Below are 22,747 nucleotides of genomic sequence, written 5' to 3' on the forward strand. Positions count from 1 at the left end.
GGTCTACGGGCTGGCGCTCAGCTCATGCCTCGAGAGCGGCCGCGAACTACGGGGTCCGGTCGGCCGTCACGAGGCGCGCCTCGCGGACATTGGCCTTGGTTCCGGCGCGGCGCAGACAGGACGCCTCGAAGTTCGGCCAGGCCTGCTGCGAGCAGTCGGGGCCGATGCTGCGGATGTCGAGGCGGTCGCTCTTGGCGAGCGGCTGCGGCACACTGGCTTCGACCGTCGGGGCAAAGCCGGGCAAAAGCGTGAGGGCTGCGGCAACACACGCAGACAGAGCGATCGCTGAAATGGTCTTGATCATGACAGTCCCCTGTGATGCGGCCGCCTGCGCCTCGTGAGCGGCCCGTCATTCGTTGGCTGGATTGGTAACCATGGCCAGTTTCCGGACGTCTTCGCCGGAGCCGGAAATGGTTTCGTTGCCGGTTCGTTTTGTTTCGTGGCTGCCCCGAGGACGAAACAAAGCCGCCATTACCGACATCGGAGGGCGTTGCCGGGGGACCCTCCGGCATCGGGGTGGGAACCCGACCGGCTTGCCGGACCGGGCCGGGCGGGGTAGGACGGGACCATGTCGCGCATCGCCTTCTATCCCGGTTCCTTCGACCCCATCACCAATGGCCATCTGGACGTGGTTCGGCACAGCGTGTCGCTGTGCGACCGGCTTGTGGTCGCGATCGGGGTCCATCCCGGCAAGAAGCCGCTGTTCTCGACCGAGGAACGCCTGAAGATGCTTCATGACGTCTGCGGCCCGGTCGCGACCGAGGCCGGCTGCGTGCTCGAGGCTGTGACCTTCGATGATCTCTCGGTGACCGCGGCGCGCAAGCACGGCGCGACCATCATGATCCGGGGCCTGCGTGACGGCACCGACCTCGATTACGAGATGCAGCTCGCCGGCATGAACGGGGCGATGGCGCCAGACGTGCATACGGTATTCCTGCCGGCCTCTCCCATGGTCCGCCCGATCACCGCCACTTTGGTGCGCCAGATCGCCGGCATGGGCGGGGACGTCTCGGCCTTTGTTCCGCCGCTGGTGGCGTCACAGCTCAAGGCTAAATTCGCCGGATAACGGCCCGTTTCCTTTCTCATCCTGACCGGAGTTGTCATGATCCGAATTCTCGCAGTTCTTGCCGCGGTTCTGTTCGCGGTGCCGGCGATCGCGCAGCCATTGCCGGCCAATCTCGACAAGGCCAACGCCATCGTCATCGACAGCACCAAGGGCCGCATCGTCATCAAGCTCAGGAACGACATCGCGCCGCAGCATGCCGAGCGCATCAAGCAGCTGGCGCGCGAGGGCTTCTACAACAACGTGCCGTTTCATCGCGTGATGGACGGCTTCATGGCACAGACGGGTGACGGCCAGAACGGCAACGGCACCGGCGGCTCGAAATATCCGAACCTGAAGCAGGAATTCTCCAAGGTGCATTTTGCCCGCGGCATCGTCGGCATGGCCCGGCGCGGCGACAGCGTCGACAGCGCCAACTCGCAGTTCTTCATCATGTTCGCCGACGGCGGCAGCCTCGATGGCCAGTACACCGTCATCGGCGAGGTCGTGCAGGGCATGGACGTCGTCGACAAGCTGAAGAAGGCGCCTGCCGGCTCGCCCAGCGGCTCCGTCACCGATCCCGACAAGATGGTGAAGGTGCAGGTCGCCTCCGACATCAAATAGGCGCGGGTGATGGCGCATCGCGGCAGCAGCCTGCTGCTGGTTGGCGCGATGGTGCTCGGCGCCTCCGGCGCGGCCGCGCAGGACATGCAGGTCAATACGATCCAGGACATCTTCCGGCACTTGCGTACCTGCTGGAGGCCGCCGTCCCCGGCCAGGGCGCGCCCACTCGACATCACCGTCGTCGTGAGCTTTAACCGGGCCGGAAACATACTGGGCCACCCGAGGATTACTTATGAATCCGCGGAGGCCTCCGACAATGACCGGCTGCAATACCGGATCGCGGTGATGGAGGCGTTGCAACGCTGCACGCCATTGCCATTTACCGATGCAATGGCCGGCGCCGCCGCGGGACGTCCATTCGCGATCCAGTTCCGCAACCGCAAAACGTCACCTGACAAGACTTCACCCCTAACGCAAGAGAGACGAGCATGAGCGTTACCGAAAACACCCTGATCCTCGAGACCACGCAGGGCCCCGTCACCATCGAGATGCGGCCGGATCTCGCGCCCGGCCACGTCGCGCGCATTAAGGAGCTCGTGCGCGAGGGCTTCTATGACGGCATCGTCTTTCACCGCGTGATCGAGGGCTTCATGGCGCAGACCGGGTGCCCGCAGGGCACCGGGACCGGCGGCTCCGGCAAGAAGCTGAAGGCCGAGTTCAACAAGGAGCCGCATGTGCGCGGTACCGCTTCGATGGCCCGTGCCGCCAGTCCCGATTCCGGCGACAGCCAGTTCTTCATCTGCTTCGACGACGCCCGCTTCCTCGACAACCAGTACACGGTGTGGGGCAAGGTCACCGAGGGCATGGAGAACGTCGACAAGATCAAGCGCGGCGAGCCGGTGCAGAACCCCGACAAGATCGTCAAGGCGCGGATGGCGGCTGACAAGGAATAATAGTCAACCGACCCTCATCCTGAGGAGCGCGGAACGCGCGTCTCGAAGGATGAAGGCCCCGCTGCAACCCGGCCTTCATGGTTCGAGACGGCGCTACGCGCCTCCTCACCATGAGGGTCTGGCTGTGTTGCGCCAAGCCCGCTCATGCGCACCGATCTCTTCGATTTCGACCTGCCCGCCGAGCGCATCGCGTTGCGCCCGGCGAGCCCGCGCGACTCCGCGAAGATGCTGGTCGTCGAAAACGGCGCGCTGCGCGACGCGACCATCGCCGACCTTCCTCAATGGCTGAGGCCTGGCGATCAGCTCGTCGTCAACGACACCAAGGTCATCGCGGCGCAATTGAAGGGGCGCCGCATCGGCCGCGAGACCGAGCCCAGGATCGAGGCGACGCTGATCAAGCGGCTCGACGGCTCGCGCTGGCAGGCGTTGGTCAAGCCAGCGAAGAAGCTCACCGCCGGCGACCGCATCCGCTTCGGCAACGAGGGCAAGGTCTGCCTGCTCGGCCATCTCGACGCCGAGGTCGAGGCCAAGGGCGCCGAGGGCGAGGTGACGCTGTCGTTCTCGTTCCACGGCCCGGCGCTCGACCAGGCCATTGCCGATCTCGGCAACCCGCCGCTGCCGCCCTACATCGCCTCGAAGCGCACGCCCGACGACCGGGATCTCGCCGACTACCAGACCATGTTCGCGGCGAACGAGGGCGCTGTTGCTGCTCCCACGGCGGGGCTGCACTTCACGCCGGCGCTGGAGCAGGCGCTGCGCGCGCGCGGCGTCGGCCTCAATCGCGTCACGCTGCATGTCGGGGCGGGGACGTTCCTGCCGGTGAAGGTCGACGACACCGACGGCCACAAGATGCATGCCGAGTGGGGTACGATCTCGGTCGAGACGGCGGAGCGGCTCAACGCCGCGCGCAGGAACGGCGGACGTATCGTCGCCGTCGGCACCACGTCATTGCGTCTGCTCGAAAGCGCAGCGCGTGAGGACGGCACGATCCAGCCTTTTGCGGCGGAGACCTCGATCTTCATCACCCCCGGCTATCGCTTCCGCGCGGTTGACGTGTTGATGACGAACTTTCATCTGCCGAAGTCGACGCTGTTCATGCTGGTGTCGGCGTTCTCCGGGCTGGCGACGATGAAGCAGGCCTATGCGCACGCGATCGCCAGCGGCTATCGGTTTTATTCGTATGGCGATGCGTGTTTGCTGTTTCGGGCGGAGCCGTAGGCGACCCGCGCAAACGCATCACCGTCACCCTGAGGTGCTTGCCTCTTCGGCGAGCCTCGAAGGGCGACGGCCCGGTTGCTGCGTCTCAGCCGCTCATCCTTCGAGGCTCACCATGCAGCGCCTGGCGCAGCATGGTTCGCACCTCAGGATGACGGATCGACAGGCGTGCTCTGTTACGCCATCACCCGCTGCGGCAACAGCTCCGCGATCTGCACCGCATTCAGCGCGGCGCCCTTGAGCAGTTGATCCGCGGCCACGAACATCGAGATCGAGTGCCCGGTGGGATCGCTGAGGTCCTTGCGGATGCGGCCGACCAGCACGTCGTCCTGGCCCGAGGCGTCGATCGGCATCGGGAAGTAGTTCCTGGCGCGGTCGTCGACCACCTTCACGCCGGGCGCCTGCGCCATGATGGCGCGGACCTGGTCCTCGCTGATCGGCTTCTCGCATTCGAAGGTGATGGCCTCGCAATGGGCGCGCAGCACCGGCACGCGCACGCAGGTGACGCCGACGGCGATCTTCTCGTCTTCGAAGATCTTGCGGGTCTCCTTGATGACCTTCGTTTCTTCGTCGTTGTAGCCGGTCTCGGGGTCGATGGCGGTGTTGTGGTTGAACAGGTTGAAGGCGTAAGGGTGCGGCATCACCTTGGGCGTATAGACCTGCCCGTTGAGATTGGCGCGGGTGGATTCGACCAGTTCCTCCATCGCGGCGGCGCCCGCGCCGCTGGCCGCCTGGTAGGTCGAGATGATCACGCGCTTGATGCGATTCACCTGGTGGATCGGCCAGAGCGGCACCAGCGCGGTGATCGCGGCGCAGTTCGGGTTGGCGATGATGCCCTTGTGCTCGCGGATGCGGCCCGCGTTGATCTCGGGGATCACCAGCGGTACGTTCGGGTCCATGCGGAAAGCGGAGGAGTTGTCGACCACGACGGCACCGGCCCTGACCGCGATCGGCGCGAACTTCTTCGAAATGCTCCCGCCGGCGGAGAACAGGGCGATGTCGACGCCCTCGAAGGAACGCTCGGTCAATTCCTCGATGACGACATCCTTGCCGCGGAACGACACCGTCTTGCCGGCCGAGCGGGCGCTGGCGAGCGCCTTGAGCTTGCTGACGCGGAAGCCGCGCTTGTCCATGGTGGCGATGAATTCGGCGCCCACCGCACCGGTGACGCCCACAATCGCGACGACGGGATCGTTACTCACTTTATCCTCCATTGAATTTGCGAATGAGACAACAAAAAAGCCCCGGACCATCGAGGTCGGGGCTTGCCGTAGAGCTGATGCGTTTGAAGTCGACGACCTACGCGCGCACGCCTCCCCGGGCCCCTGAGGCCGTGGTGGTTTTGGTCGTGCGTTTGGTGGTCGTGAACATGGCGGCGACTTATGCGGGAGAGTCTTGCACCCGTCAATGGGCTTTTCGCCCGATCGGTACCGGGCGCGCCCGCCGCTATTTGGCACCCGCTATTTCGTTCGGGCACCCGGCGGTTCGAGGGTGACCTCCTTGAGGTCGTCACCGCTGACCACGACGATCGAAAAGCTCAGCCGGCCGCGCTCGCGGACCAGCCCGCCGCTGATGGCCTTGCCCGAGGCCGCACGCTCGGCGACGCGCACGGCGTCGGCGAGGCGAAGCCTGATCGCCCCCAACGCTGCGAGATTGCTGCGATCTTCGTGGTCGAGCTCGGTGAGGGGGAGGGCGGCCTCCCCGCCGACGAACTCGCCGGTCGACGCATTGATGATGTGGCGCCAGATCCGGTCGTTGTGCAGGGTCTTCACCCGGTAGACCGGGACACCTGAGCCTCCGTCAAAGCTCACATCGGCGGTTGTGGCGCCGGCATGACGTCCTTCCGCGATCGCCATGGCCTGGCTGATTGTGATCGACGAGCTGCGGAATCGTTCGATCTCGCGGCTGACCGCTTGGCGGTCGGCCTCCGCGTCGCCATCTGTCTCGCCGTGAAGAGCGGTGGGCGTGCTTCCTGCCGAGACGATCGCCTGCGCCGGCGCCGCGACGAGCAACGCCGACAGGGCGGCGGCCAAGAAGGTCCGGGACTGTCGTCGTAATGCGGTCATGTCGAAACCTCGTCCAGCGAGTGTGCCGGATGATCGTAAAGAATTCGCGGCCGGCCTTGGGCATCGGCCGGCCGCGGAGCGCCCGCGACAGGCTGTAACCTGCCACGGCGATCGAAGTGGTCCAGACCTCTTTGGGGCTGGTGAAAAAGCGGCCCGAACCAACTGTAATGAAACCATACCGTATCGTTTTATTTCGGTCAACGGGGCGCGCGGGCGCGCCTGGGGAAAGGTAACAAGCTCACGGAATTGTCAGCGGGAGGGGCGCCGTGGCGTGACTTTGGAGGCGTCCTGGACCCGGTCGGCAGGCCCCAGCGCGCCGGCCAGGAACAGCTTGATGGCCACGCGCATGCGCTTTTCGGCAGGCTTCAGCTCCAGCGCCGTTCCGAACGTCGCCATCCGGTGGGTATGGCCGACCACGACGTCGAGGAACACCTCGGCCGCGATGGTGGTGTCTTCGACATCGAGCGCGCCTTTCGCCACCAGATGGTCGAAGAAGCGCGCCGTGGTGGCGACGGCCTTGAGCCAGCCTTCCTCCTTGCCGAGCTTGGCGACGTCCGGGAAGTTGATGGCCTGCGACGTCATCATGCGGCTAAAGGCGACGGCATCGGGGCCGCAGGTGAAGGTCAGCATCTCGCGCCCGATCTCGACAAGTCGCTGCTCGACCGAGATGTCGGAGGCGCTGGAGAGCTGCATCTCCGCCGCAGCCGAGAGCGGGGCGAGCCAGCGCGCGATCTCGCGCCTCAGCACCGCCGCGAACAGCCCCCGCTTGTCGCCATAACGCGAATAGACGGTGGGCTTGCTGACCCGGGCGGCTTCCGCAACGGCGTCGAGCGAGGTCGCCTCGAAGCCGCGATCGAGGAACAGGCGGGTGGCGACCTCGATCAGCCGCTGGTCGCGCTCGATGGCGGCGGTTTTGGTCGGCCGGCCGCCGCGCGATTTCGGCACGCCGCGCCGTGGCGCTGCCGGTCTCGGTTTGGTCGCAGTCAATCCCATGCCCAATGATTCCTGCGCGGTCGCGATATCGATCATTCGCTCTATATCGCGCAGCTGCTGGAGCGTCATCGCCAATCTGGCCGAATTGGCCATATCGTCAACGGTTTCCGCAAGGTTGCGTTCCGGCTCGAAGCGATCACGGCAGCGCCGAGGTCCAGGCCTGGCCGGAGGCGGCCTTGTCGTATCCGTACTGATACAGCGCTCGCATATAGGTGGTGTCGAAGCCTTCCGACGGCGGCGCAGGATAGTCGCGCGCGATGTAGGAGAGATGGAAGCCGAGCCGGTTGCGCTTGGCGAAGTCGTAAGTCGAGAAGATGATCGAGCGCGTTTGCGACTGGGTGATCGCCGACAGGCTGCGCGAGGCAACGTCGATGGTGCCGTTGGAGACCAGCTCGAAATTGCGTTCGATCTTCTTGTTGACGAGGATGTAGATGTCCATCTTCGCAGTACCGGGCAGGCGGCCGCTCTGGAACAGCAGGGCTTCCGGCAATGTCAGCACCGGCGCCGTGACGCCGCCGTCGACATGCATCTCCTGGAACTTGCGGCCCTGGCCTTCGGCATCGATCATGATGGGCGGAAACACCAGGGGAATGCTGGCGGACGCCGCCATTACGTCGCGAAACAAATTCAGAGCCTCGGGCGTCCCCACTGCGGCGATCTTGCCCATGTCCCAGATCGCGGTGCGCTGGGTGTCGAGGTCGGTGGTCACCACGAGCAGCTTGCGGCCCTTGACGTGCTCGCGCGCAACCTGCGCCATGATTTCGGGCCCGACATAGCGGGCGACGAGCTCGCGCAGCCGCGTGTTGCCGAACAGGCCGGATCCGAACAACACGCGCATGATGCTGGGGTCGTTCAGAAGGCTCTCTGCGATGCCGCTGGTATAGACCTCCTTCAAGGTGTCGTCATATTGCGAGCCGAGAAACGCAAAAGGCGCGATCAGGCCGCCGGTGCTGACGCCCGAGACCACCGAGAAGCTCGGCCGGGTCCGGGCTGCGGTCCAGCCGTTGAGCACGCCGACGCCGTAGGCCCCGTCAGCCCCGCCGCCCGAGAGCGCCAGATAGTTTTTGGTCGCGGTGCTGGTGTCCTTCTCGAAGCTGAATTTGGTGACGGGCTCGTCGGCGTAACGCCTCAGTCCGTCGATATTCAGCACCCGCGAGACGCTGGCTTCCGCGGCTGTGTAGGGCGTGCGGGGCAGGGAGGTGCAGGCGCCGAGCGCCAAGCCGCATGCCAGGAGCAGGATGCCGGTCTGGCGGGCGCTTGTGCGCCTGGTCCGGCCATGCGCGAGGCCGGACGTTGCGGTCGATCGTGAGGGGAAGGGCATTGGCGATGGCTGGCGATCAAGGTTTTCCCGCCGGCGGCAGATCTGCCGCGGCGTTCTCGTCCAGCCCCAGTGTAAAACTACACTGTATCGTTTTGTTTAACAAGGGCGAACCGGCAGGAACCGACGGGTGTCCCAGTCTGAGCCAACGCCGGCCGCAGCGTGGTCTGGGCGGGTTGATCGGCTTGCTCCGACACGCAATAAGCACCGCTATGAATCCCGACAATGACCTACCCAATCACTTTGAATTGCTCGCCACCGATGGGGCGGCGCGCACCGGACGGCTGGCCACGCCGCACGGCGTGGTGCGGACGCCGGCCTTCATGCCGGTCGGCACCGCTGGTGCCATGAAGGGCATGCACTGGCGCGAGGTGCGCGATGCCGGCGCTGACATCGTGCTCGGCAACACCTACCACCTGATGCTTCGCCCGAGCGCCGAGCGGATCGCGGCGCTCGGCGGCCTGCAGCGGTTCACCGGCTGGAACGGCCCGATGCTGACAGATTCCGGCGGCTTCCAAGTGATGTCGCTCGCCGACTTGCGCAAGGTCAGCGAGCACGCGGTCACTTTCCGCTCGCATATCGACGGCGCAAAGGTCGAGCTGTCGCCGGAGCGCTCGATCGAGGTGCAGCGTCTGCTCGGCTCGGATATCGCGATGCAGATGGACGAGTGTGTGCGCCTGCCGGCCGAGCGCGCCGACATCGAGCGCGCGATGCAATTGTCGCTTCGCTGGGCCGAGAGAAGCAAGCGCGCTTTCGCCAGCGCTCCGGACGGCTACATGCTGTTCGGCATCGTGCAGGGCGGCGACGTGCCGCAGCTTCGTCATGCGAGTGCGCAAGGTCTGGTCGCGATCGGCTTCCACGGCTACGCGATCGGCGGCCTTGCCGTCGGCGAGCCGCAGGCGGTGATGCTGGCGATGATCGACGAGACCGCGCCGCTGCTGCCGCGAGAGCGGCCGCGCTACCTCATGGGCGTCGGCACGCCCGACGACATTCTCGAAGCGGTGAAGCGCGGCATCGACATGTTCGACTGCGTGATGCCGACGCGCAACGGCCGGCACGGCGTCGCCTTCACGCGCTTCGGTCAGGTGAATCTGCGCAATGCGCGCCACGCCGACGATCCGCGTCCGCTCGATGAAGAGAGCTCATGGCCGTCCGCGCGCAGCTGCGCGCGCGCCTATCTCCATCATCTCGTCAAGGCCGGCGAGACGCTGGGGGCGATGCTGCTGTCGGAGATCAATGTCGCTTACTACCAGTTCCTGATGCAGGGCATCAGGGACGCGATTGCAGGCGGAACGTTCGAGGAGTTCTATCAGCGTACGCGCGAGGATTGGGCGAGGGGCGACATCGCCCCGCGCTGATCAATTGCGCGACGTCAATTGCAGACGATCCGCTGCTTGAGGGCGTGCTTGGTCACGAAACCGTAGCCGCAAGTGTCGCAGGTCCAGAGATAGCTGATGATGTGGTCCGAGACGTAGGCGGAGGCTTCAGCAGCGACCATGGAGTCGGCGCAGACGGGACAGGTGGGCAACTCGCTGCAACGCGGATCGCGCCTGGGCGCGACGGTCGGCAACACTTCAGCAAATGCTGACATCGCGGTGACCTCCCTGCTTTGAGACATAAGTCTAACATAAGCAGAAGACCTTGACGAGGTCGCAACACAAATGCGTTGGTTTTCTGCTAATTAAAGCTCACGCGATTTTGCGATGCAGCGTATTTAACATGTACCGCATTGTCGCTTGCGTGTCGTGGCAAGCAGTCTGTAACTGCGAGAATGGCCGCGAGTGCACGTGCAGATCGTCGTCACAGGGAGTTCATCATGGACGCATCGTCCACCACGGGTGCAGCGCACCAACCCGGCCGCGGCCGGATCTATGACTCGATCGTCGACACCTTCGGCAACACGCCCGTCGTGCGCTTGCGCCGGTTACCCGGTATGCACGGCGTGGACGCGACCATTTTGGCAAAACTTGAATATTTCAACCCCGCGGCGAGCGTGAAGGACCGCATCGGTGCGGCCATGATCATCGCCATGGAGAAGGCGGGGATCATCAAGCCGGACACCGTGCTGATCGAGCCGACCTCCGGCAATACCGGCATTGCGCTCGCGTTCGTGGCCGCCTCGCGCGGCTACCGGCTCAAGCTGGTGATGCCGGAGTCGATGTCGATCGAACGACGCAAGATGCTGGCCTTTCTCGGCGCCGAGCTGGTGCTGACGCCGGCGGCGCAAGGCATGAAGGGCGCGATCGCTGCCGCCGAGGAGCTGTTGAAAACGACGCCGAACTCGGTGATGCCGCAGCAGTTCAAGAACCTGGCAAATCCCGAGGTGCATCGCCGTACCACCGCGGAGGAGATCTGGAACGACACCGGCGGCAGCATCGATTTCTTCGTCGCCGGGGTCGGCACCGGCGGCACCATCACCGGCGTCGGCCAGGTGCTGAAGCCGCGCAAAGCAGGCTTGCGGGTGGTCGCGGTCGAGCCGGAGGAGAGCCCGGTGCTATCAGGGGGGCAGCATACGCCGCACAAGATCCAGGGCATCGGGGCCGGCTTCATCCCCGACATCCTCGACCGTTCCGTGATCGACGAGATCGTGAAGGTCAACTCGACGACCGCGATCGAAACCTCGCGCGCGCTGGCGCGGCACGAGGGCATTCCGGGCGGCATCTCCTCGGGGGCGGCGATTGCGGCCGCGCTCGAGATCGGCAAGCGTCCGGAAGCTGCCGGCAAGACCATCCTGGCGATCGTGCCGTCATTCTCCGAGCGGTATCTTTCCACGGCGTTGTTCGAGGGAATCTAGGCCATGGCGGATCAACCGAGACGGCCGCGCACGCTGGGCGATGCCAGGACGGAAGCCGAGGCGGCGTTCAAGAAGGTGACCGCCAAGGTCGCCGCGGCGCCGCCCAAGCCGAGCGCCGTTCCCGGCATCAAGGAGCAGGTCACCCTGCGCATCGACCAGGACGTGCTGGAGTTCTTCCAGGAGGGCGGTCCCGGCTGGCAGGAGCGCATCAACGAGGCCTTGCGGAAGGCGGCGGGGAAGTAAGCTCCCCCCGCGAGCGAAGGCGAAGCAGAGCCTTTCTTCGGTGACAGCCTGGATTGTTCCGTCGCAAGAGTTCTCGCAACAACGGGTGTATGCAGCGACCGCGTTGCCCCAACGAAAAAGCCCGGCGTGAGCCGGGCTTTTGCATTGTCGATCTCGCTTCGGCTCAGCGGCGGAACATGCCGCCCATCATGCCGCCGACGACACCGCCGACGAAGGCCGCGCCGGCGGCATCGCCGGGATTGCTGCGGTGTTGCGGAGCCGGCGCGTTGCCGGAAGGCGGAGCGCTGGCGCGCCGGGCCGGCTTCTGGCTGGTGTCGCTGGCGGTCGCCGGGGCAGCGACGATCTCCGCGAGCAGGGCCTTGTGCTGGTTCTTGTTGAGATAGCCCGACGAGGGATAGCCGCGCGCGGTCTGCCAGCGCTTGAGCACGGACCGCGTCTCGTCGTTGAATACGCCTGTCTGCTTGGTGTCGAACCCCAGCGCCGTCAGTCGACGCTGCACGTCGCGGCGCTTGTTCTTGTCGAGGCCGATCTGGTCCTCGGTGACGAGATTGGCCTCGTCGGTGAACGTTGCGGGATCGACGCCGGCGTTGAGCGTGCGGGTCGCGGTCGAGGCGCCGCTCTTGATCGCCGCGAGGCGTGCCAGCGCCAGCGCCTTGAACTGGCCGTTCGGGTAGGCAGTGAGGTAGGCATTGAGCTCTTCGGGCTTGTTGGACTCCTTGACCGAGCGCCAATATTCGAGCTCGACACCATCGCCGGCCGCCGCCGGCACGATGCCGGACGCGGTCGGAGCCGCGTTGGCGACCTGGGTCATCGGCGCCTGATTGAGATAGACGGAGCCCGTCAGGTTGGTGTGGCCCCAGGGCAGCTGGCCTTTGCGGGTCTCTTCATTGACCTGGGCGCGCACCGACGTCATCGCCTGCTGGATCTCGATGCCGGGCCTGGTGATGTTGTCGATCAGCGCGCGGGTGAACGGGCTGTTGTTGCCCTCCTGGCCGTCGAGCGCGGTCTGGCCGGGACCGGTGGCGAACGCGATCAGGGTGCCTTCGCCGGACTTCATCTCGGCGAGACCGCTCTGGACGTTGACGCTGCGGGTCGCCGAGTTCGACTTGATCTTGGCGGCGAACGGATTGTCGCGGCAGGCATCGAGGAAGACGAGCTTGACCTTGGCATCGCCCATGGTCTGCTCGAGCGTCAGGTCGATGTTGATGGCGGCCCCCAGCTTGACGTCCATCTCCGACTTGATGTCGGCATCGACCGGGAGAAGATAGTTGGTGCCGCTGACGGCGATGCCGTGGCCGGCATAATAAAACAGCGCGATGTCGGAGCCCTGCGCCTTGCGGCCGAAATCGAGCAGCTTTTCCGTCATCTGGTCGCGGCTGAGATTGGAGCCTTCGATCACCTCGAAGCCGACATTGCGCAGCGTGGCTGCCATCGCCTTCGCGTCGATCGGCGGGTTCGGCAGTTGCGCGACGTTCTTGTAGGAGCCGTTGCCGACGACGAAGGCGACGCGACGGTCGGCCTTGGCGGCGCTGACCGACAGCGCCATGCACATGAGCGAAGCGAGGAGGGTGAGATAGCGCATTCTGAAATCCCCAGAATCGAATTGCAGGCAGCAACAGATCGGCAAAGAACCTACACGAAGTGCCCGACCTCGCGCCACCAAAAGGGCGGTCCGTTGCGTTCAACCCGCTGCTGTGTGGCCGAATGTGCACGATGGGAGTGCTTCCCAACGTGATCCAAATCACATGGCCACTTGGTTTTGTCGCGTCAGGCGACACCAGGTTCACTGCGCGCGGGCGGGAACCGGTGACGCGGGCTTCAGATTGAGGAGATTGCCGAAAAGGATCAAACCCGCGCCGAGCACCGTCCAGGCGTCGAGCCGCTCGGAATACAGCAGCCAGCCTGCCGCCGCGGTCAATGGAACCCTCAGGAAGTCCATGGGAACCACGATCGTCGCATCGGCGTAGCGCATCGCGCTGGCGAGGCAATAATGTGAGAACGTGCCGCAGACGGCGATCACGCCGACCCAGGCCCAGACATAGGCCGATGGCCAGCTCCAGACGAACAGCGTCGGAACGAAGCCTACGGCCGACTGGACCACCAACATCCAGAACAGGATCGAGAGCGCGCTCTCGGTCCGGGTCAGCGATTTGACGAGCGCCATCGAGACGCCGAATCCCATGGCCGCCCCCAATGCGATCAGCTGCCCCGGATTGACCTCTCCGGTTGCGGGCCGGACGATGACGACTACCCCGACGAGGCCGAGCACGATGGCCGCGATCTTCCATGGCGTCATGCGCTCCGACAAGAAGCTTGCCGCGAGAATGGCGGTCCAGATCGGCATGGTGAACTCGATCGCCACCACCTGGCCGATCGGGATCAGTGTCAGCGCAAAGAACCAGCCGAGCTGCGCAACGTAGTGCACGAGGTTGCGCCCGACATGCTGCGGCAGGCGCGATGTCTTGAGCACCTTGAAGCCGCCGGCGCGATAGATGAACGGAGCGAGCAGCACGAAGCCGGCCAGCGACCTGACTTCCATGATCTGAAAGACGTTCAGCTCGCGCGTGGTCTCGCGCCCGGCCACCGCCATGATCAGCATCAGCGACAGCCAGCCCGCCATCCACAGTGCAGCCATCGTTTTGGACGGTGTCGTGCTCATCGGGGCGGGTTGCTGAAGGGGGAAGCCGAAGGGACGGCCGGTATCGACGACATTGCCGTGGTTTGCAACGGCCAAATCTGTGGATGCAGCGATGCAGCCCGGCGTGATAAGCCATGATCGAACAACGAGAACATCGGGAGTTGATGCTCATGCGTATTCTGCAGCCGGCCGAATGGTCGAAACCGCGCGGCTTTTCTCACGGCGTCGTGGTCGAGGGGCCGGGCCGCTGGGTGGTGCTGGCGGGGCAGACCGGCGGCGACGAGGCCGGCAATTACGCGCCGGAAATGGCGGCGCAGGTGGCGACTGCGCTGAAGCGGATCGTCAAGCTGCTTGGCGAGGCCGGCGCCGGCCCTGAGCATATCGTGCGCCTGACCTGGTACCTGACCAGCCGCAGTGAGTATGAAGCGGCAGGTTCCGGCATCGGCGCGGCCTGGAAGGAAACGCTCGGACGCAATTTCCCGCCCTCGACGCTGCTCTATATCGCTGGCCTCGTCGATGACCGGGCCAAGGTCGAGATCGAGGTCACGGCATTCGTGCCTGGCGCATAAAAAAGACCCGGCGAAGCCGCCGGGCCGCTTTGTCCGGACTGCGGTCAGATTAGCGCGACATCGAGATGTTGGCGCCGCGGAACTGGCTGTCGGCACGCATCGTGACCGTCTGCTTGTTGCCGCTCGTCCTCAACCCGATGTTGGCGTTGAAGCCGGCCGTCGAGGCGACGACCTCGAAGTTCCCGCCGCCGCCGCGGCCCTGGAGTGAGCCGGAGATGTTGCGGCTGGCCTCGGACCAGCTGCCGGTGATGGCGCTGCCCTCCGCCCTGACGTTGGCTGCGAGGTTGAACTTGTAGGCGTCGCTGGCGCAGGTCAGCGACATCTCCATGGTCGGGCCGATCGGGGCGTATTTGGCCCGGCAGCGGATCCGCTCGGTCGAGCCGTCATCAAGCGTGACGGTGCCGGAGCCGCTCCAGCTTCCCGCCATCGGGGCGAACGGGCCGGATTGTGCGTTGCTTTCGGAGGCGGCCATTCCAGTCGCAAGCAAAACGGCGGCCGCGATCAGCAGCCGCCGGTTCCGGGCGCGAGCCTTCGTTGATTTATAGACGCGATGCTTCCCACCGCCCGCTGCACGGTATGCCTGCTGATGCTCCATTCCACTTCCCCGATCCGGCGTTGCCGTTGAGTTGACCGTTGGCATATGCACCATTGATCGAAACTTTCACAAGTCCCCCGCTACCGATGGTGCCGGAAACGTTAGCGCCGGGGGCGGTGATTTTGCCGTCGGCAACCGTCAGCGTCGAGCTCGCGGTCGGCTCGCAAGAGCCGGTCTTGGTCACGATGGTGACCTGCCAATTGCCGTCATACGGGCTCTGGGCAAGGGCGGGAGCAGTGAGGGTGCCGGCAAAAACTGTCGCGGCACAAAACACCGCAATGCGACCAAAACGCATGAATTCGTCCTCGAATTGTCTGAGATGCCGAAGCTTATTCGGGCGAAATGTGACGGAAATTTGATGTCAGCCAAAGCGGATATTGTTCAAACTGGAACAATGGTTTATTCGCGTTTTTGGTTCCGTTTTTCGAAGGGGAATCAACGCTCCTTCACGTTAAGGGTAAACGTGGAGACGATTCCGGAATGCCGTGGCTGATGAGTGGCTTGTCGAGGAATAGTGAGGGCTTAGGACAAGCTCGGCGCGGAGGTTGCGAACTGCTCGTCCTGGGCTTTGGCGGGCAGCGCCTTGTGGACCTTGGCGTAGTCGATCACGTCGGCCAGCAGCTTGAGCCCGAGCGGCGCCAGCGCGCGCTCCCAAAGCTCGCGCGCGGTCTCGCCCTTCTTCACAAAGCACCAGTCCTGGGCGGCGATCGCGCCGGCGTCCATGCGATCGGCGAGATGATAGATGGTGCCGCCCGCGATCGGGTCGCCTTCCTTGATGGTCCATTCCACCGCGGCCTTGCCGCGGTGGCGCGGCAGCAGCGAGGGATGATAGCCGATCCCGCCAAGCCTGGCGGCGGACAGCGCGTCCTTGCCGATCCGGGCATGGCTGTGCGCGGTAATGATCAGATCGGTGTCCGGGGCGATCTCGGAGGCCACGACCAGCTTGGGATTGGCCTGCACCACGACCTCGATGCCCGCCGCTTTGGCCGTTGCGGCAAGGCGGTCGTCGGCGTCGGCCACCACGACCCGGACGATCGAAACGCCGTGCTCCCGGAGCATATTCAGGGTGGTCACGCCGAAATGGCGGGAGCCGACGAGGGTAATGCGCATGGGGGTCCGATCCGTCTCGCAACTGCGTCATCCCCCCGATAACACGTTCGGACGCCCTGTCACCACCCGCGCAGCGTTTGCGGAGGTTATCAACAATGCGCCGGGCAAATGGCCGCGCAGCCATTTCTGCGCCACCGACGAGAGCACGTCACGGGTTCCTGTGTTTCGTTTGTGACAGAGATGTCTCCGGCGGGCTGATAATGTGGGCCTGACCGGGGCTGGCGACATTTCAACCCGCATCCGTTTTCGAACCCGGTTTTGGCCGCTGGCGTGATCGCCGGCGGCCTATTCATGTCCCGCATCACAAAATCATCGGACGGTAATACGATCTCAACCAGATTGGCGTATCAAAATGTCCGTCGCGGATTTGTATTGCGTACCGCGACACCGAGATCGTCCGCCGGCGTGGGCGCCGCCGGGCCCTTTCGCCGGAACATATTCATGCCGAACGCCATCGAGCAGATCGTGGACGCCTATGTGCGTCTGAAGAACCGCCGCGGCCTCGACGAGCTGATGATGCACAGGCAGCGGCTCGCGGTCGATCTGAAGAGCAAGTCCGGCTATGATTTCAGCCTGCCGATCAGCCAGATCGACGAGGAGATCGCGATCATCGAGGCGGGGCTGAGCCGGCTGAAGGCAGAGAATTCCACGACCTGAAGCGCGATACGACGTGCGTCAGCTCCGATCGCCGCGGCGGCGCATTTGCCGCTCAGTCGCGCCGGCCGCCGTCGATCACCGTGAACAGCGGTCGTGCTGGCGTCGGCTCGACCAGCAACTCCTCCACCAGTGCCGTTGCCGCATCGACATATTTGCGGGTCGGCTTGTCGAGTGGGCGTCTCGCCTCGTCGTCGAGCGCAACCTTTGCAGCCTCGACCAGCTTGCGCATGCGTGCCGCATGGTCGTCGCCTGCCGTCAGCGTCGCGCGCGCCAGCGAGCGCAGCACGAACAGCTCTCCCTCGAGGCGGAGCAGACGGTCGTTCAGCCTGGTCAGGACGGCGTTGAGGTCGGCCATGGCATCCGGCGCGGAGGATCTATCCTGATCTAGCTAGCGGCCATCGGTGAATGGATTCCAAACGGCATCGGCGCAATTGGGCCGATCCTCGCGTTGGTGACGCCGTTGTGAGCGGTCATGACGGCGAATTCAGGTGGGCCCAGCATGTTCCCGCACCACATGTCGGTCCGGGTGGACGTCTGGAGCCAATGTGATGCGGTTTATTACGATTGTGATCCTGTTGATGTCGGCCGGCGCGGCCGCCGAGGCGGCGCCGGCCCGCCACCGTCACCCCCATCCCGTCGCCGTCCAACCGGCCGAGAACGCGCCGGTGCCGCCCGGCTGGTACAAATTTCCCGGGTGGCCGCCGATCCCGCCGTCGGAGAACAGGAATCTCGATCCTTCCAATTTCGGCGGCGGCTGATCGAAGCTACACGGCGCTTCGCGCCAAATGGTCGCGCGCGAAGGCGAGATACCAGTCGAGGCAGGCCGGGTTGGCCATCGCTTCCTTGTTGATGACCTCTTCGACGGGATGGCCGAGCAGGAGCTTCTTGATCGGCAGCTCCTGCTTCTTGCCCGACAGCGTGCGCGGGATCTCGGCGACGGCGAAGATCTCATTCGGAAGGAAGCGGCGCGACAGGCCGGCCTCGATCGCCTTGTTGATCCTGGCCTGCATGGCCGCGTCGAGCGCTACGCCCTCGCGGAGCACCACGAACAGCGGCATGTAGCTGTCGCGACCGAGATATTCGAGGTCGACGACGAGGGAATCGAGCACCTCTGGCAGCGCCTCGATCGCGGAATAGAGCTCGCTGGTGCCCATGCGCAGGCCGTGCCGGTTGATGGTGGCATCGCTGCGGCCGTAGATGATGCAAGAGCCGTCCGGATTGATCTTGAGCCAGTCGCCGTGCCGCCACACCGGCCCGCGGCCGCTGCCGTCGAAATTATCCGGATAGGTCTCGAAATAGCTGGCGCGATAGCGCGCGCCATCCTTGTCGTTCCAGAAGTAGAGCGGCATCGAGGGCATCGGCTCGGTGCAGACGAGTTCGCCGACCTCGCCCGTGACCGCGCGGCCCTGCTGGTCGAAGGCTTCCACAGCGGCGCCCAGCGAGCGGCACTGCATTGCGCCGGGCGTCTGCGGCAATTCGCGGTTGCCGCCGATGAAGGCGCCGGCGAAATCGGTGCCGCCGGAAATGTTCGCCCACCAGATGTCCGCTTGCGCCTTGCTGCCGTTGATCTTCGACAGCGCCGCGAAGCGGTCGTTGAACCAGGCTTGCGTGTCGGCGCTGAGCGGCGAACCGGTCGACCCGAGACAGCGCAGCCGTGACAGATCGCCGGCGGCGGCAAGATCGACCTCGGCCTTTACGCAGCTGGCGAAGAACGCCGCACCAGCGCCGAAGAAGGTCGCCTTCGAGCGCGCGACGAAGCGCCACAGTGTGGTCCAGTCCGGCTTGTCCCTGGTACCGCCGGGGCTGCCATCGAAGATGCAGCAGGTGGTGCCGCTGAGCAGGCCGCCGACCTGGCTGTTCCACATGATCCAGCCAGTCGAAGAGTACCAGTGATAGCGCTCGCCGAACGAATTGGGGTGATAGGAGCAGCCGACGTCGTTGTGAAGTCCGAGCAGCGCCAGCGCCACGATGACGATGCCGCCATGGCCGTGCACGATCGGCTTGGGCAGGCCGGTGGTGCCGCTGGAATAGACGATCCAGAGCGGATGATCGAAAGGCAGCCACATCGGCTCGAATGCGTCGACCGCATCGCCGGTTCGAGCCGTGATCTGCGAGAGCAGGACATCGGGCGCAGCGCCCGTTCCGGCCTCGCTATGCAGGATGACGTGCTCGACGGTCGGCAGCGATCGCCGCAGCTCGGCGAGGACATCCTTGCGATCGTGCCGCCGGCCGGCATAGGTGACGGCGTCGCAGGCGATCAGCACCTTCGGCTCGATCTGTTTGAATCGGTCGATGACGGCAGGCGCGGCCATGTCGGGGGCACATACGCTCCAGACCGCCCCGATACTCACGCTTGCGAGGAATGCGACGATGGTCTCGGCGACGTTGGGAAGATAGGCTGCGACGCGGTCGCCCGGCCTGACGCCCTGGTCCTTGAGATAGAGCGCGAGCGCGGCGGTCTTGCGCCGCAGCTCCGGCCAGCTCGTCTCGGTGATCCTGCCATCCTCGCCGCTGCTGACGATCGCGGGCAGACCGGCGGCATCGGCCGCTTCGACGTGCCGTAACACCTGGCGGGCATAATTGACTTGCGCGCCCGGAAACCAGACCGCGCCGGGCATCTTCCGCTCGGTGAGCACGGCCTGGAACGGCGTCGGCGATTGCAGATCGTAATAGTCCCAAATGCTGCGCCAGAAACCGTCGAGGTCGCCCACCGACCATTGCCGCATCTCCTCGTAATCGGCGAAGGAGCGATCGCGCTGCTCGGCGAGCCAATTGCGGTATAGGGCGATCTGGGGAACGAAGGGGGCGGTCATGGGCTCTCGGCTTCAGCTGGGGGGCGGGCAATCTAACCGGTGCCGCGGAGGAGCTGAAGCCGTCGTTCACGCAGGCTGCAATGACGGGATGGAAGGGCCCTTGCCTCCGCCTACCCGTCGACGCCGGCCCAGCGCCGTCCGAACACCGGCGGCCGGGCCTTCACCGCCTGCCAGCCGAAGAAGTGGTGCTTGCCGGACCAGGCGTGCACCACGCCGCTGCAGATAGTGCACTTGAAGCAGCCGGAATGCGCTTCGCTATGCTCCTCCCGGGTGGCCGTGTAGTTCATGCTGCAACCAGTGCAGGTGAATTCTTCGATCGTCCAGATGCTGTTGGCCATTGCACGCAATGCTTTTGGGTGACTCGTTCAACGTTATTCAGGGGGCGTTTGCGGCGGCGTAAACCGGCGCGGGGAAATCCGGTTAACGAGCGTTAGCCAAGCCGCGATGAAGCGCCGTCGTCCGCCCCGCATGCCGGTCGGACAGCGCCGCCTCGGAATGCGGCGTAGCCCGACATGTTCGCGGGCGTGGGCGCCGGTTCCAGTCGCCTTGACGCCGGTTGCGTGGCTGGCAATAACGGCTGGACATCGCAAGCGCCGAAGGTCGCGTTCATGCCGCAAGGAAAGCTGTGCCCGTGAAAAGCCTCCGCCAGCTCCTGACGGGAGACGATGTCATCCAGCTCGTGATCAGGCTCGGCCTGCTTGCCCTGCTGATCATCTGGACCTTCCTGATCATCCGCCCGTTCGTTCCGATCCTGGCCTGGAGCGGCGTACTCGCCGTCGCGTTCTATCCGGCGTTCAGCTGGGTCGCGAAGATCCTGGGCGGCCGGCCCAAAACCGCAGCAGCGATCCTGACACTGATCACGCTCGGCGTCGTCATCGGCCCGGCGACCTGGCTCGGCATCAGTGCAGTGGATGGCGTGCGCGAACTGGCGCAGCAGCTCGGCACCGGTGACCTGGCGCTGCAATCGGCGCCGGAGCAGCTCAAATCCTGGCCGCTGGTCGGGCCATGGCTCTACGAACTCTGGGAGCAGGCCTACAACAACATTCGGGCGGTTGTGCGCGAGGTAGCGCCGTATCTCCAGCCGCTCGCAGGCCCGCTGCTCTCGCTCGCGGGCGACGCCGGCCTCGGCACGCTGCAGTTTCTCGTCTCCGTGTTCGTGGCCGGTTTCCTGTTTCCGCACGGGCCGCGCCTGGTCACCGCCGGCCGCAACTTCCTGTTCCGCATCGTGCCGGAGCAGAGCGAGCATTTCCTCTCGCTTGCTGGAGCGACCATCCGCGCCGTGGCGCAGGGCGTGATCGGCGTCGCGATTGTGCAGGCGCTGCTCGCGGGCATCGGCTTCAAGCTCGCTTCGGTGCCGAGCGCGGGCCTTCTTGCCTTCATCGTGCTGCTGCTGTCGATCGTGCAGATCGGCGCCTTCCTCGTGCTGCTGCCGGTCATCATCTGGATCTGGACCGCCAAGGACGTCACCACGGCGCTGCTGCTCACCGTGTTTCTCGTCATCGTCGGCTTCCTCGACACCATGCTGAAGCCGCTCGTCATGGGGCGCGGCCTGACCACCCCGACCATCGTGATCTTCGTCGGCGTGATCGGCGGCACGCTGGCCCACGGCATCGTCGGCCTGTTCATCGGCCCGATCATCCTGTCGGTGGCGTGGGAAATGATGATGGCCTGGATCAGGACCGAGGACCGCGCGGAGGCCGGGAAGGGCTGAGCTGGCACCTTGAACGGTGCGATCGGGCTGCCCGAGACGCGACGACCCGCGGCCTGTGATTAAGGCGTGCCGCGAACTTGTCTATTCGACTAGACAAGTTACCATCGGGCCGATTCTGTTTTCGATGGGAGCGATGGCGAAATCTTCCAAGCTGGTCGCCGCCAAGCGCGGCAAGGTCTTGTTGGTCAGACGCCGGTCAGACGGTCTCTGGATGTTTCCGGGCGGCCGCAAGCGTGCGCGCGAGTCGGACAAGGATTGCCTGCGGCGGGAGATCAAGGAGGAGCTGCCAAAGCTGAAGCTGGGCAGGATCACCCTCTGGAAGGAAGTAAAGGGGATAAACAAGCGCTCCGGCCGCAGGATGAGCGATGCAATCTTCATTGCCAAGGCCGCCAAGGGCAGGCTGCTGATCGGCGACAAGAAGGAGATCGACCGCGCCGCCTGGCACAAGCCGCGCGGCATCCGCCTGACGCCGACCTCGCGCTACATCCGCGACCGCCTGTTTCCGAGGAAGCGGCGGCCGAGCTGAGCTAGTCCTCTCGCATCTCGTTGTGGACCTGGTTCTTGCATCGCGTGCAGGGCCGCGAACAGTCAGCGCTATTGCTTGGCCGCCATCGTCTCCAGGCACTGATTGAGGAAGGCTGTGCGATCCCTGGGCAGCACCTTCGCGAGATCCGCCTTCAGCGCGCATTCCCGCTGGCGCAGCTGCTCGGTCCGGCGTCTCTCGGCCGCCTCGCGGAATTCGGGCGCAACCTTGTTCGGATCGACCAGCGCCTGAGCGTGGGCAGGAGCGGCCGCAAGCAGCGCGACGGCGCCAAAGAAAATGATTGGTTTCAAAATCAGCCTCCGTCAAAACGCGCATCCTAGCGCGCGGCGTGCACGCGCTCAAATGGGACGAGGTACCCCGTTCCGGTGCGGCTGGAGCGCGCCGCGTGGAGCGAGTTGGCTCTCGGCTCGTCCCAAAGCCCCCGGGCGTGTGAACCAGTTCACAAACGCGGGGCGAAACACCTGCTATGGAGACGTCATTGCTTGACCAATTCATTTAGAACGAAACGCCCCAGCGTGGCTCCAAGCGCTGGGGCTTTTTCGTGTCTTCTTGCGCGCTGAATGTCTATGATCGCCAGGCGTCGCTTCGACAGACGCAGATCCCGCGCGGCGTCAGTTCCAATCCACGGCTCGATCAAACTGCCCTTGGTGCGGGATCGCGGCGCCGCGCCGAACGTTGCCACCAGGCGTGCGTTCACGGGGCAAATCCCATATGCATGGCGCGGCGCCGCCGAATCGGAATGAGGGCGGCGCGCGTTCAGTTGACGACGGTTTACGACCAGAAACGGATTCACGTGAGGCAGACCAAAAAGGCGCGGGTGGCCAAGACGCTCGCGAACAAGACGCGGCCGAAGAAGGCGTTGCCGAACAAGACCTCGAACAAGAGGAGCAAAGGGGCACAGCGCGGCGCGATCTCTTCGTCG

The 22,747-nt window shown here is 64.9% G+C and carries 29 protein-coding genes; 13 read left to right on the top strand and 16 right to left on the bottom strand.

Annotation, left to right across the window (positions count from 1 at the left end):
* Positions 1–46: 46 nt before the first annotated feature.
* A complete protein-coding gene (locus AC3WLX_RS00625; RefSeq protein WP_492334324.1) occupies positions 47–304 on the bottom strand; it encodes a hypothetical protein in 258 nt (85 codons plus the stop codon).
* A 264-nt stretch (positions 305–568) separates the two neighbouring features.
* On the opposite strand from AC3WLX_RS00625, the gene coaD reads away from it, so the two are divergent.
* The 5 genes from coaD to queA all read left to right on the top strand — a co-directional run bounded on the left by coaD (position 569) and on the right by queA (position 3,777).
* Positions 569–1,066, top strand: a complete 498-nt coding sequence (gene coaD / locus AC3WLX_RS00630; RefSeq protein ID WP_492334325.1) for a pantetheine-phosphate adenylyltransferase — start codon at positions 569–571, stop codon at positions 1,064–1,066.
* Positions 1,067–1,102: 36 nt separating this feature from the next.
* Positions 1,103–1,666, top strand: coding sequence for a peptidylprolyl isomerase (locus AC3WLX_RS00635; protein WP_492334326.1), 564 nt, complete (start codon positions 1,103–1,105; stop codon positions 1,664–1,666).
* Between the two features lie 9 nt (positions 1,667–1,675).
* Positions 1,676–2,098: a UCP034077 family protein gene (locus tag AC3WLX_RS00640; protein WP_492334327.1), complete on the top strand. Its 423-nt coding sequence runs from the start codon at positions 1,676–1,678 to the stop codon at positions 2,096–2,098.
* On the top strand, positions 2,095–2,559 hold the full coding sequence (locus AC3WLX_RS00645) for a peptidylprolyl isomerase (protein WP_291625661.1): 465 nt from the start codon (positions 2,095–2,097) through the stop codon (positions 2,557–2,559). The genes AC3WLX_RS00640 and AC3WLX_RS00645 overlap by 4 nt, the downstream gene beginning before the upstream one ends.
* A 144-nt stretch (positions 2,560–2,703) precedes the next feature.
* Positions 2,704–3,777: a tRNA preQ1(34) S-adenosylmethionine ribosyltransferase-isomerase QueA gene (queA, locus tag AC3WLX_RS00650; protein WP_492334328.1), complete on the top strand. Its 1,074-nt coding sequence runs from the start codon at positions 2,704–2,706 to the stop codon at positions 3,775–3,777.
* A gap of 173 nt (positions 3,778–3,950) precedes the next feature.
* Here the strand turns inward: queA and AC3WLX_RS00655 are convergent, their stop codons facing one another.
* From AC3WLX_RS00655 to AC3WLX_RS00670, 4 genes are all read right to left on the bottom strand, one after another.
* Complete coding sequence (locus AC3WLX_RS00655; protein WP_291625656.1) at positions 3,951–4,988, bottom strand: aspartate-semialdehyde dehydrogenase; 1,038 nt, start codon at positions 4,986–4,988, stop codon at positions 3,951–3,953.
* A gap of 246 nt (positions 4,989–5,234) precedes the next feature.
* Complete coding sequence (locus AC3WLX_RS00660) at positions 5,235–5,840, bottom strand: PepSY domain-containing protein (RefSeq protein ID WP_492334329.1); 606 nt, start codon at positions 5,838–5,840, stop codon at positions 5,235–5,237.
* Between the two features lie 249 nt (positions 5,841–6,089).
* The gene (locus tag AC3WLX_RS00665; RefSeq protein WP_291625669.1) at positions 6,090–6,833 is read right to left on the bottom strand and encodes a TetR/AcrR family transcriptional regulator; all 744 of its coding nucleotides are present in this window, start codon (positions 6,831–6,833) and stop codon (positions 6,090–6,092) included.
* 136 nt (positions 6,834–6,969) lie between these two features.
* A complete protein-coding gene (locus AC3WLX_RS00670) occupies positions 6,970–8,154 on the bottom strand; it encodes a patatin-like phospholipase family protein (RefSeq protein WP_492334330.1) in 1,185 nt (394 codons plus the stop codon).
* A 209-nt stretch (positions 8,155–8,363) separates the two neighbouring features.
* Here AC3WLX_RS00670 and tgt point away from each other — a divergent pair, with 209 nt between their 5' ends.
* Complete coding sequence (tgt, locus tag AC3WLX_RS00675; RefSeq protein WP_492334331.1) at positions 8,364–9,509, top strand: tRNA guanosine(34) transglycosylase Tgt; 1,146 nt, start codon at positions 8,364–8,366, stop codon at positions 9,507–9,509.
* 14 nt (positions 9,510–9,523) lie between these two features.
* Here tgt and AC3WLX_RS00680 read toward each other — a convergent pair whose 3' ends face one another.
* A complete protein-coding gene (locus AC3WLX_RS00680) occupies positions 9,524–9,742 on the bottom strand; it encodes a hypothetical protein (RefSeq protein ID WP_492334332.1) in 219 nt (72 codons plus the stop codon).
* A gap of 225 nt (positions 9,743–9,967) precedes the next feature.
* Between AC3WLX_RS00680 and cysK the strand changes: the two genes are divergently transcribed.
* Together cysK and AC3WLX_RS00690 are read left to right on the top strand one after the other, a co-directional pair.
* A complete protein-coding gene (gene cysK, locus AC3WLX_RS00685) occupies positions 9,968–10,945 on the top strand; it encodes a cysteine synthase A (protein ID WP_492334333.1) in 978 nt (325 codons plus the stop codon).
* Positions 10,946–10,948: 3 nt separating this feature from the next.
* Positions 10,949–11,188: a BrnA antitoxin family protein gene (locus AC3WLX_RS00690; protein WP_291631339.1), complete on the top strand. Its 240-nt coding sequence runs from the start codon at positions 10,949–10,951 to the stop codon at positions 11,186–11,188.
* Between the two features lie 163 nt (positions 11,189–11,351).
* Here the strand turns inward: AC3WLX_RS00690 and AC3WLX_RS00695 are convergent, their stop codons facing one another.
* Both AC3WLX_RS00695 and AC3WLX_RS00700 read right to left on the bottom strand, forming a co-directional pair.
* Complete coding sequence (locus tag AC3WLX_RS00695) at positions 11,352–12,770, bottom strand: caspase family protein (RefSeq protein ID WP_492334334.1); 1,419 nt, start codon at positions 12,768–12,770, stop codon at positions 11,352–11,354.
* Positions 12,771–12,971: 201 nt separating this feature from the next.
* Positions 12,972–13,847: a DMT family transporter gene (locus tag AC3WLX_RS00700; protein ID WP_492334335.1), complete on the bottom strand. Its 876-nt coding sequence runs from the start codon at positions 13,845–13,847 to the stop codon at positions 12,972–12,974.
* Between the two features lie 149 nt (positions 13,848–13,996).
* Here AC3WLX_RS00700 and AC3WLX_RS00705 point away from each other — a divergent pair, with 149 nt between their 5' ends.
* Positions 13,997–14,395 (top strand): RidA family protein, encoded by a 399-nt coding sequence (locus AC3WLX_RS00705; RefSeq protein ID WP_492334336.1) that lies wholly within the window; start codon positions 13,997–13,999, stop codon positions 14,393–14,395.
* 49 nt (positions 14,396–14,444) lie between these two features.
* On the opposite strand, the gene AC3WLX_RS00710 is transcribed toward AC3WLX_RS00705, so the two are convergent.
* From AC3WLX_RS00710 to AC3WLX_RS00720, 3 genes are all read right to left on the bottom strand, one after another.
* Positions 14,445–14,990 (bottom strand): hypothetical protein, encoded by a 546-nt coding sequence (locus AC3WLX_RS00710; protein WP_291630170.1) that lies wholly within the window; start codon positions 14,988–14,990, stop codon positions 14,445–14,447.
* Positions 14,935–15,285 (bottom strand): hypothetical protein, encoded by a 351-nt coding sequence (locus AC3WLX_RS00715; protein WP_492334337.1) that lies wholly within the window; start codon positions 15,283–15,285, stop codon positions 14,935–14,937. The genes AC3WLX_RS00710 and AC3WLX_RS00715 overlap by 56 nt, the downstream gene beginning before the upstream one ends.
* 227 nt (positions 15,286–15,512) lie before the next feature.
* Complete coding sequence (locus AC3WLX_RS00720) at positions 15,513–16,100, bottom strand: formyltransferase family protein (protein ID WP_291630177.1); 588 nt, start codon at positions 16,098–16,100, stop codon at positions 15,513–15,515.
* 441 nt (positions 16,101–16,541) lie between these two features.
* On the opposite strand from AC3WLX_RS00720, the gene AC3WLX_RS00725 reads away from it, so the two are divergent.
* Positions 16,542–16,757 (top strand): hypothetical protein, encoded by a 216-nt coding sequence (locus AC3WLX_RS00725; protein ID WP_492334338.1) that lies wholly within the window; start codon positions 16,542–16,544, stop codon positions 16,755–16,757.
* Between the two features lie 52 nt (positions 16,758–16,809).
* Here AC3WLX_RS00725 and AC3WLX_RS00730 read toward each other — a convergent pair whose 3' ends face one another.
* The gene (locus AC3WLX_RS00730) at positions 16,810–17,112 is read right to left on the bottom strand and encodes a hypothetical protein (RefSeq protein WP_028136298.1); all 303 of its coding nucleotides are present in this window, start codon (positions 17,110–17,112) and stop codon (positions 16,810–16,812) included.
* A 193-nt stretch (positions 17,113–17,305) separates the two neighbouring features.
* On the opposite strand from AC3WLX_RS00730, the gene AC3WLX_RS00735 reads away from it, so the two are divergent.
* Positions 17,306–17,515 (top strand): hypothetical protein, encoded by a 210-nt coding sequence (locus AC3WLX_RS00735; RefSeq protein ID WP_291630180.1) that lies wholly within the window; start codon positions 17,306–17,308, stop codon positions 17,513–17,515.
* A gap of 6 nt (positions 17,516–17,521) precedes the next feature.
* Here AC3WLX_RS00735 and AC3WLX_RS00740 read toward each other — a convergent pair whose 3' ends face one another.
* Positions 17,522–19,570: an acetoacetate--CoA ligase gene (locus tag AC3WLX_RS00740; RefSeq protein ID WP_492334339.1), complete on the bottom strand. Its 2,049-nt coding sequence runs from the start codon at positions 19,568–19,570 to the stop codon at positions 17,522–17,524.
* 110 nt (positions 19,571–19,680) lie between these two features.
* Entirely contained in the window at positions 19,681–19,908 is a 228-nt protein-coding gene (locus tag AC3WLX_RS00745) for a hypothetical protein (RefSeq protein ID WP_291627334.1), read from the bottom strand.
* 293 nt (positions 19,909–20,201) lie between these two features.
* Here AC3WLX_RS00745 and AC3WLX_RS00750 point away from each other — a divergent pair, with 293 nt between their 5' ends.
* A complete protein-coding gene (locus AC3WLX_RS00750) occupies positions 20,202–21,281 on the top strand; it encodes an AI-2E family transporter (protein ID WP_492334340.1) in 1,080 nt (359 codons plus the stop codon).
* A gap of 133 nt (positions 21,282–21,414) precedes the next feature.
* Positions 21,415–21,807 (top strand): NUDIX hydrolase, encoded by a 393-nt coding sequence (locus AC3WLX_RS00755; protein ID WP_492334341.1) that lies wholly within the window; start codon positions 21,415–21,417, stop codon positions 21,805–21,807.
* A 68-nt stretch (positions 21,808–21,875) separates the two neighbouring features.
* Here the strand turns inward: AC3WLX_RS00755 and AC3WLX_RS00760 are convergent, their stop codons facing one another.
* Positions 21,876–22,115, bottom strand: coding sequence for a hypothetical protein (locus AC3WLX_RS00760; protein WP_492334342.1), 240 nt, complete (start codon positions 22,113–22,115; stop codon positions 21,876–21,878).
* Between the two features lie 185 nt (positions 22,116–22,300).
* Positions 22,301–22,522, bottom strand: a complete 222-nt coding sequence (locus tag AC3WLX_RS00765) for a hypothetical protein (protein WP_492334343.1) — start codon at positions 22,520–22,522, stop codon at positions 22,301–22,303.
* Positions 22,523–22,747: the final 225 nt, after the last annotated feature.

The organism is Bradyrhizobium sp. FW305-F6 (genome assembly GCF_058782905.1).

Excerpts from the sequence above, each read along its gene's own strand:
- coaD (WP_492334325.1), top strand. The coding sequence starts at position 569 with ATGTCGCGCATCGCCTTCTATCCCGGTTCCTTCGACCCCATCACCAAT.
- AC3WLX_RS00690 (WP_291631339.1), top strand. The coding sequence starts at position 10,949 with ATGGCGGATCAACCGAGACGGCCGCGCACGCTGGGCGATGCCAGGACG.
- AC3WLX_RS00665 (WP_291625669.1), bottom strand. The coding sequence starts at position 6,833 with ATGGGATTGACTGCGACCAAACCGAGACCGGCAGCGCCACGGCGCGGC.
- cysK (WP_492334333.1), top strand. The coding sequence starts at position 9,968 with ATGGACGCATCGTCCACCACGGGTGCAGCGCACCAACCCGGCCGCGGC.
- AC3WLX_RS00705 (WP_492334336.1), top strand. The coding sequence starts at position 13,997 with ATGCGTATTCTGCAGCCGGCCGAATGGTCGAAACCGCGCGGCTTTTCT.
- AC3WLX_RS00640 (WP_492334327.1), top strand. The coding sequence starts at position 1,676 with ATGGCGCATCGCGGCAGCAGCCTGCTGCTGGTTGGCGCGATGGTGCTC.
- AC3WLX_RS00715 (WP_492334337.1), bottom strand. The coding sequence starts at position 15,285 with ATGCGTTTTGGTCGCATTGCGGTGTTTTGTGCCGCGACAGTTTTTGCC.
- AC3WLX_RS00730 (WP_028136298.1), bottom strand. The coding sequence starts at position 17,112 with ATGGCCGACCTCAACGCCGTCCTGACCAGGCTGAACGACCGTCTGCTC.
- tgt (WP_492334331.1), top strand. The coding sequence starts at position 8,364 with ATGAATCCCGACAATGACCTACCCAATCACTTTGAATTGCTCGCCACC.
- AC3WLX_RS00645 (WP_291625661.1), top strand. The coding sequence starts at position 2,095 with ATGAGCGTTACCGAAAACACCCTGATCCTCGAGACCACGCAGGGCCCC.
- AC3WLX_RS00725 (WP_492334338.1), top strand. The coding sequence starts at position 16,542 with ATGCCGAACGCCATCGAGCAGATCGTGGACGCCTATGTGCGTCTGAAG.
- AC3WLX_RS00700 (WP_492334335.1), bottom strand. The coding sequence starts at position 13,847 with ATGAGCACGACACCGTCCAAAACGATGGCTGCACTGTGGATGGCGGGC.
- AC3WLX_RS00740 (WP_492334339.1), bottom strand. The coding sequence starts at position 19,570 with ATGACCGCCCCCTTCGTTCCCCAGATCGCCCTATACCGCAATTGGCTC.
- AC3WLX_RS00655 (WP_291625656.1), bottom strand. The coding sequence starts at position 4,988 with ATGGAGGATAAAGTGAGTAACGATCCCGTCGTCGCGATTGTGGGCGTC.
- AC3WLX_RS00680 (WP_492334332.1), bottom strand. The coding sequence starts at position 9,742 with ATGTCAGCATTTGCTGAAGTGTTGCCGACCGTCGCGCCCAGGCGCGAT.
- AC3WLX_RS00670 (WP_492334330.1), bottom strand. The coding sequence starts at position 8,154 with ATGCCCTTCCCCTCACGATCGACCGCAACGTCCGGCCTCGCGCATGGC.
- AC3WLX_RS00625 (WP_492334324.1), bottom strand. The coding sequence starts at position 304 with ATGATCAAGACCATTTCAGCGATCGCTCTGTCTGCGTGTGTTGCCGCA.
- AC3WLX_RS00745 (WP_291627334.1), bottom strand. The coding sequence starts at position 19,908 with ATGGCCAACAGCATCTGGACGATCGAAGAATTCACCTGCACTGGTTGC.
- AC3WLX_RS00735 (WP_291630180.1), top strand. The coding sequence starts at position 17,306 with ATGCGGTTTATTACGATTGTGATCCTGTTGATGTCGGCCGGCGCGGCC.
- AC3WLX_RS00755 (WP_492334341.1), top strand. The coding sequence starts at position 21,415 with ATGGCGAAATCTTCCAAGCTGGTCGCCGCCAAGCGCGGCAAGGTCTTG.
- AC3WLX_RS00660 (WP_492334329.1), bottom strand. The coding sequence starts at position 5,840 with ATGACCGCATTACGACGACAGTCCCGGACCTTCTTGGCCGCCGCCCTG.
- AC3WLX_RS00695 (WP_492334334.1), bottom strand. The coding sequence starts at position 12,770 with ATGCGCTATCTCACCCTCCTCGCTTCGCTCATGTGCATGGCGCTGTCG.
- queA (WP_492334328.1), top strand. The coding sequence starts at position 2,704 with ATGCGCACCGATCTCTTCGATTTCGACCTGCCCGCCGAGCGCATCGCG.
- AC3WLX_RS00635 (WP_492334326.1), top strand. The coding sequence starts at position 1,103 with ATGATCCGAATTCTCGCAGTTCTTGCCGCGGTTCTGTTCGCGGTGCCG.
- AC3WLX_RS00710 (WP_291630170.1), bottom strand. The coding sequence starts at position 14,990 with ATGGAGCATCAGCAGGCATACCGTGCAGCGGGCGGTGGGAAGCATCGC.
- AC3WLX_RS00720 (WP_291630177.1), bottom strand. The coding sequence starts at position 16,100 with ATGCGCATTACCCTCGTCGGCTCCCGCCATTTCGGCGTGACCACCCTG.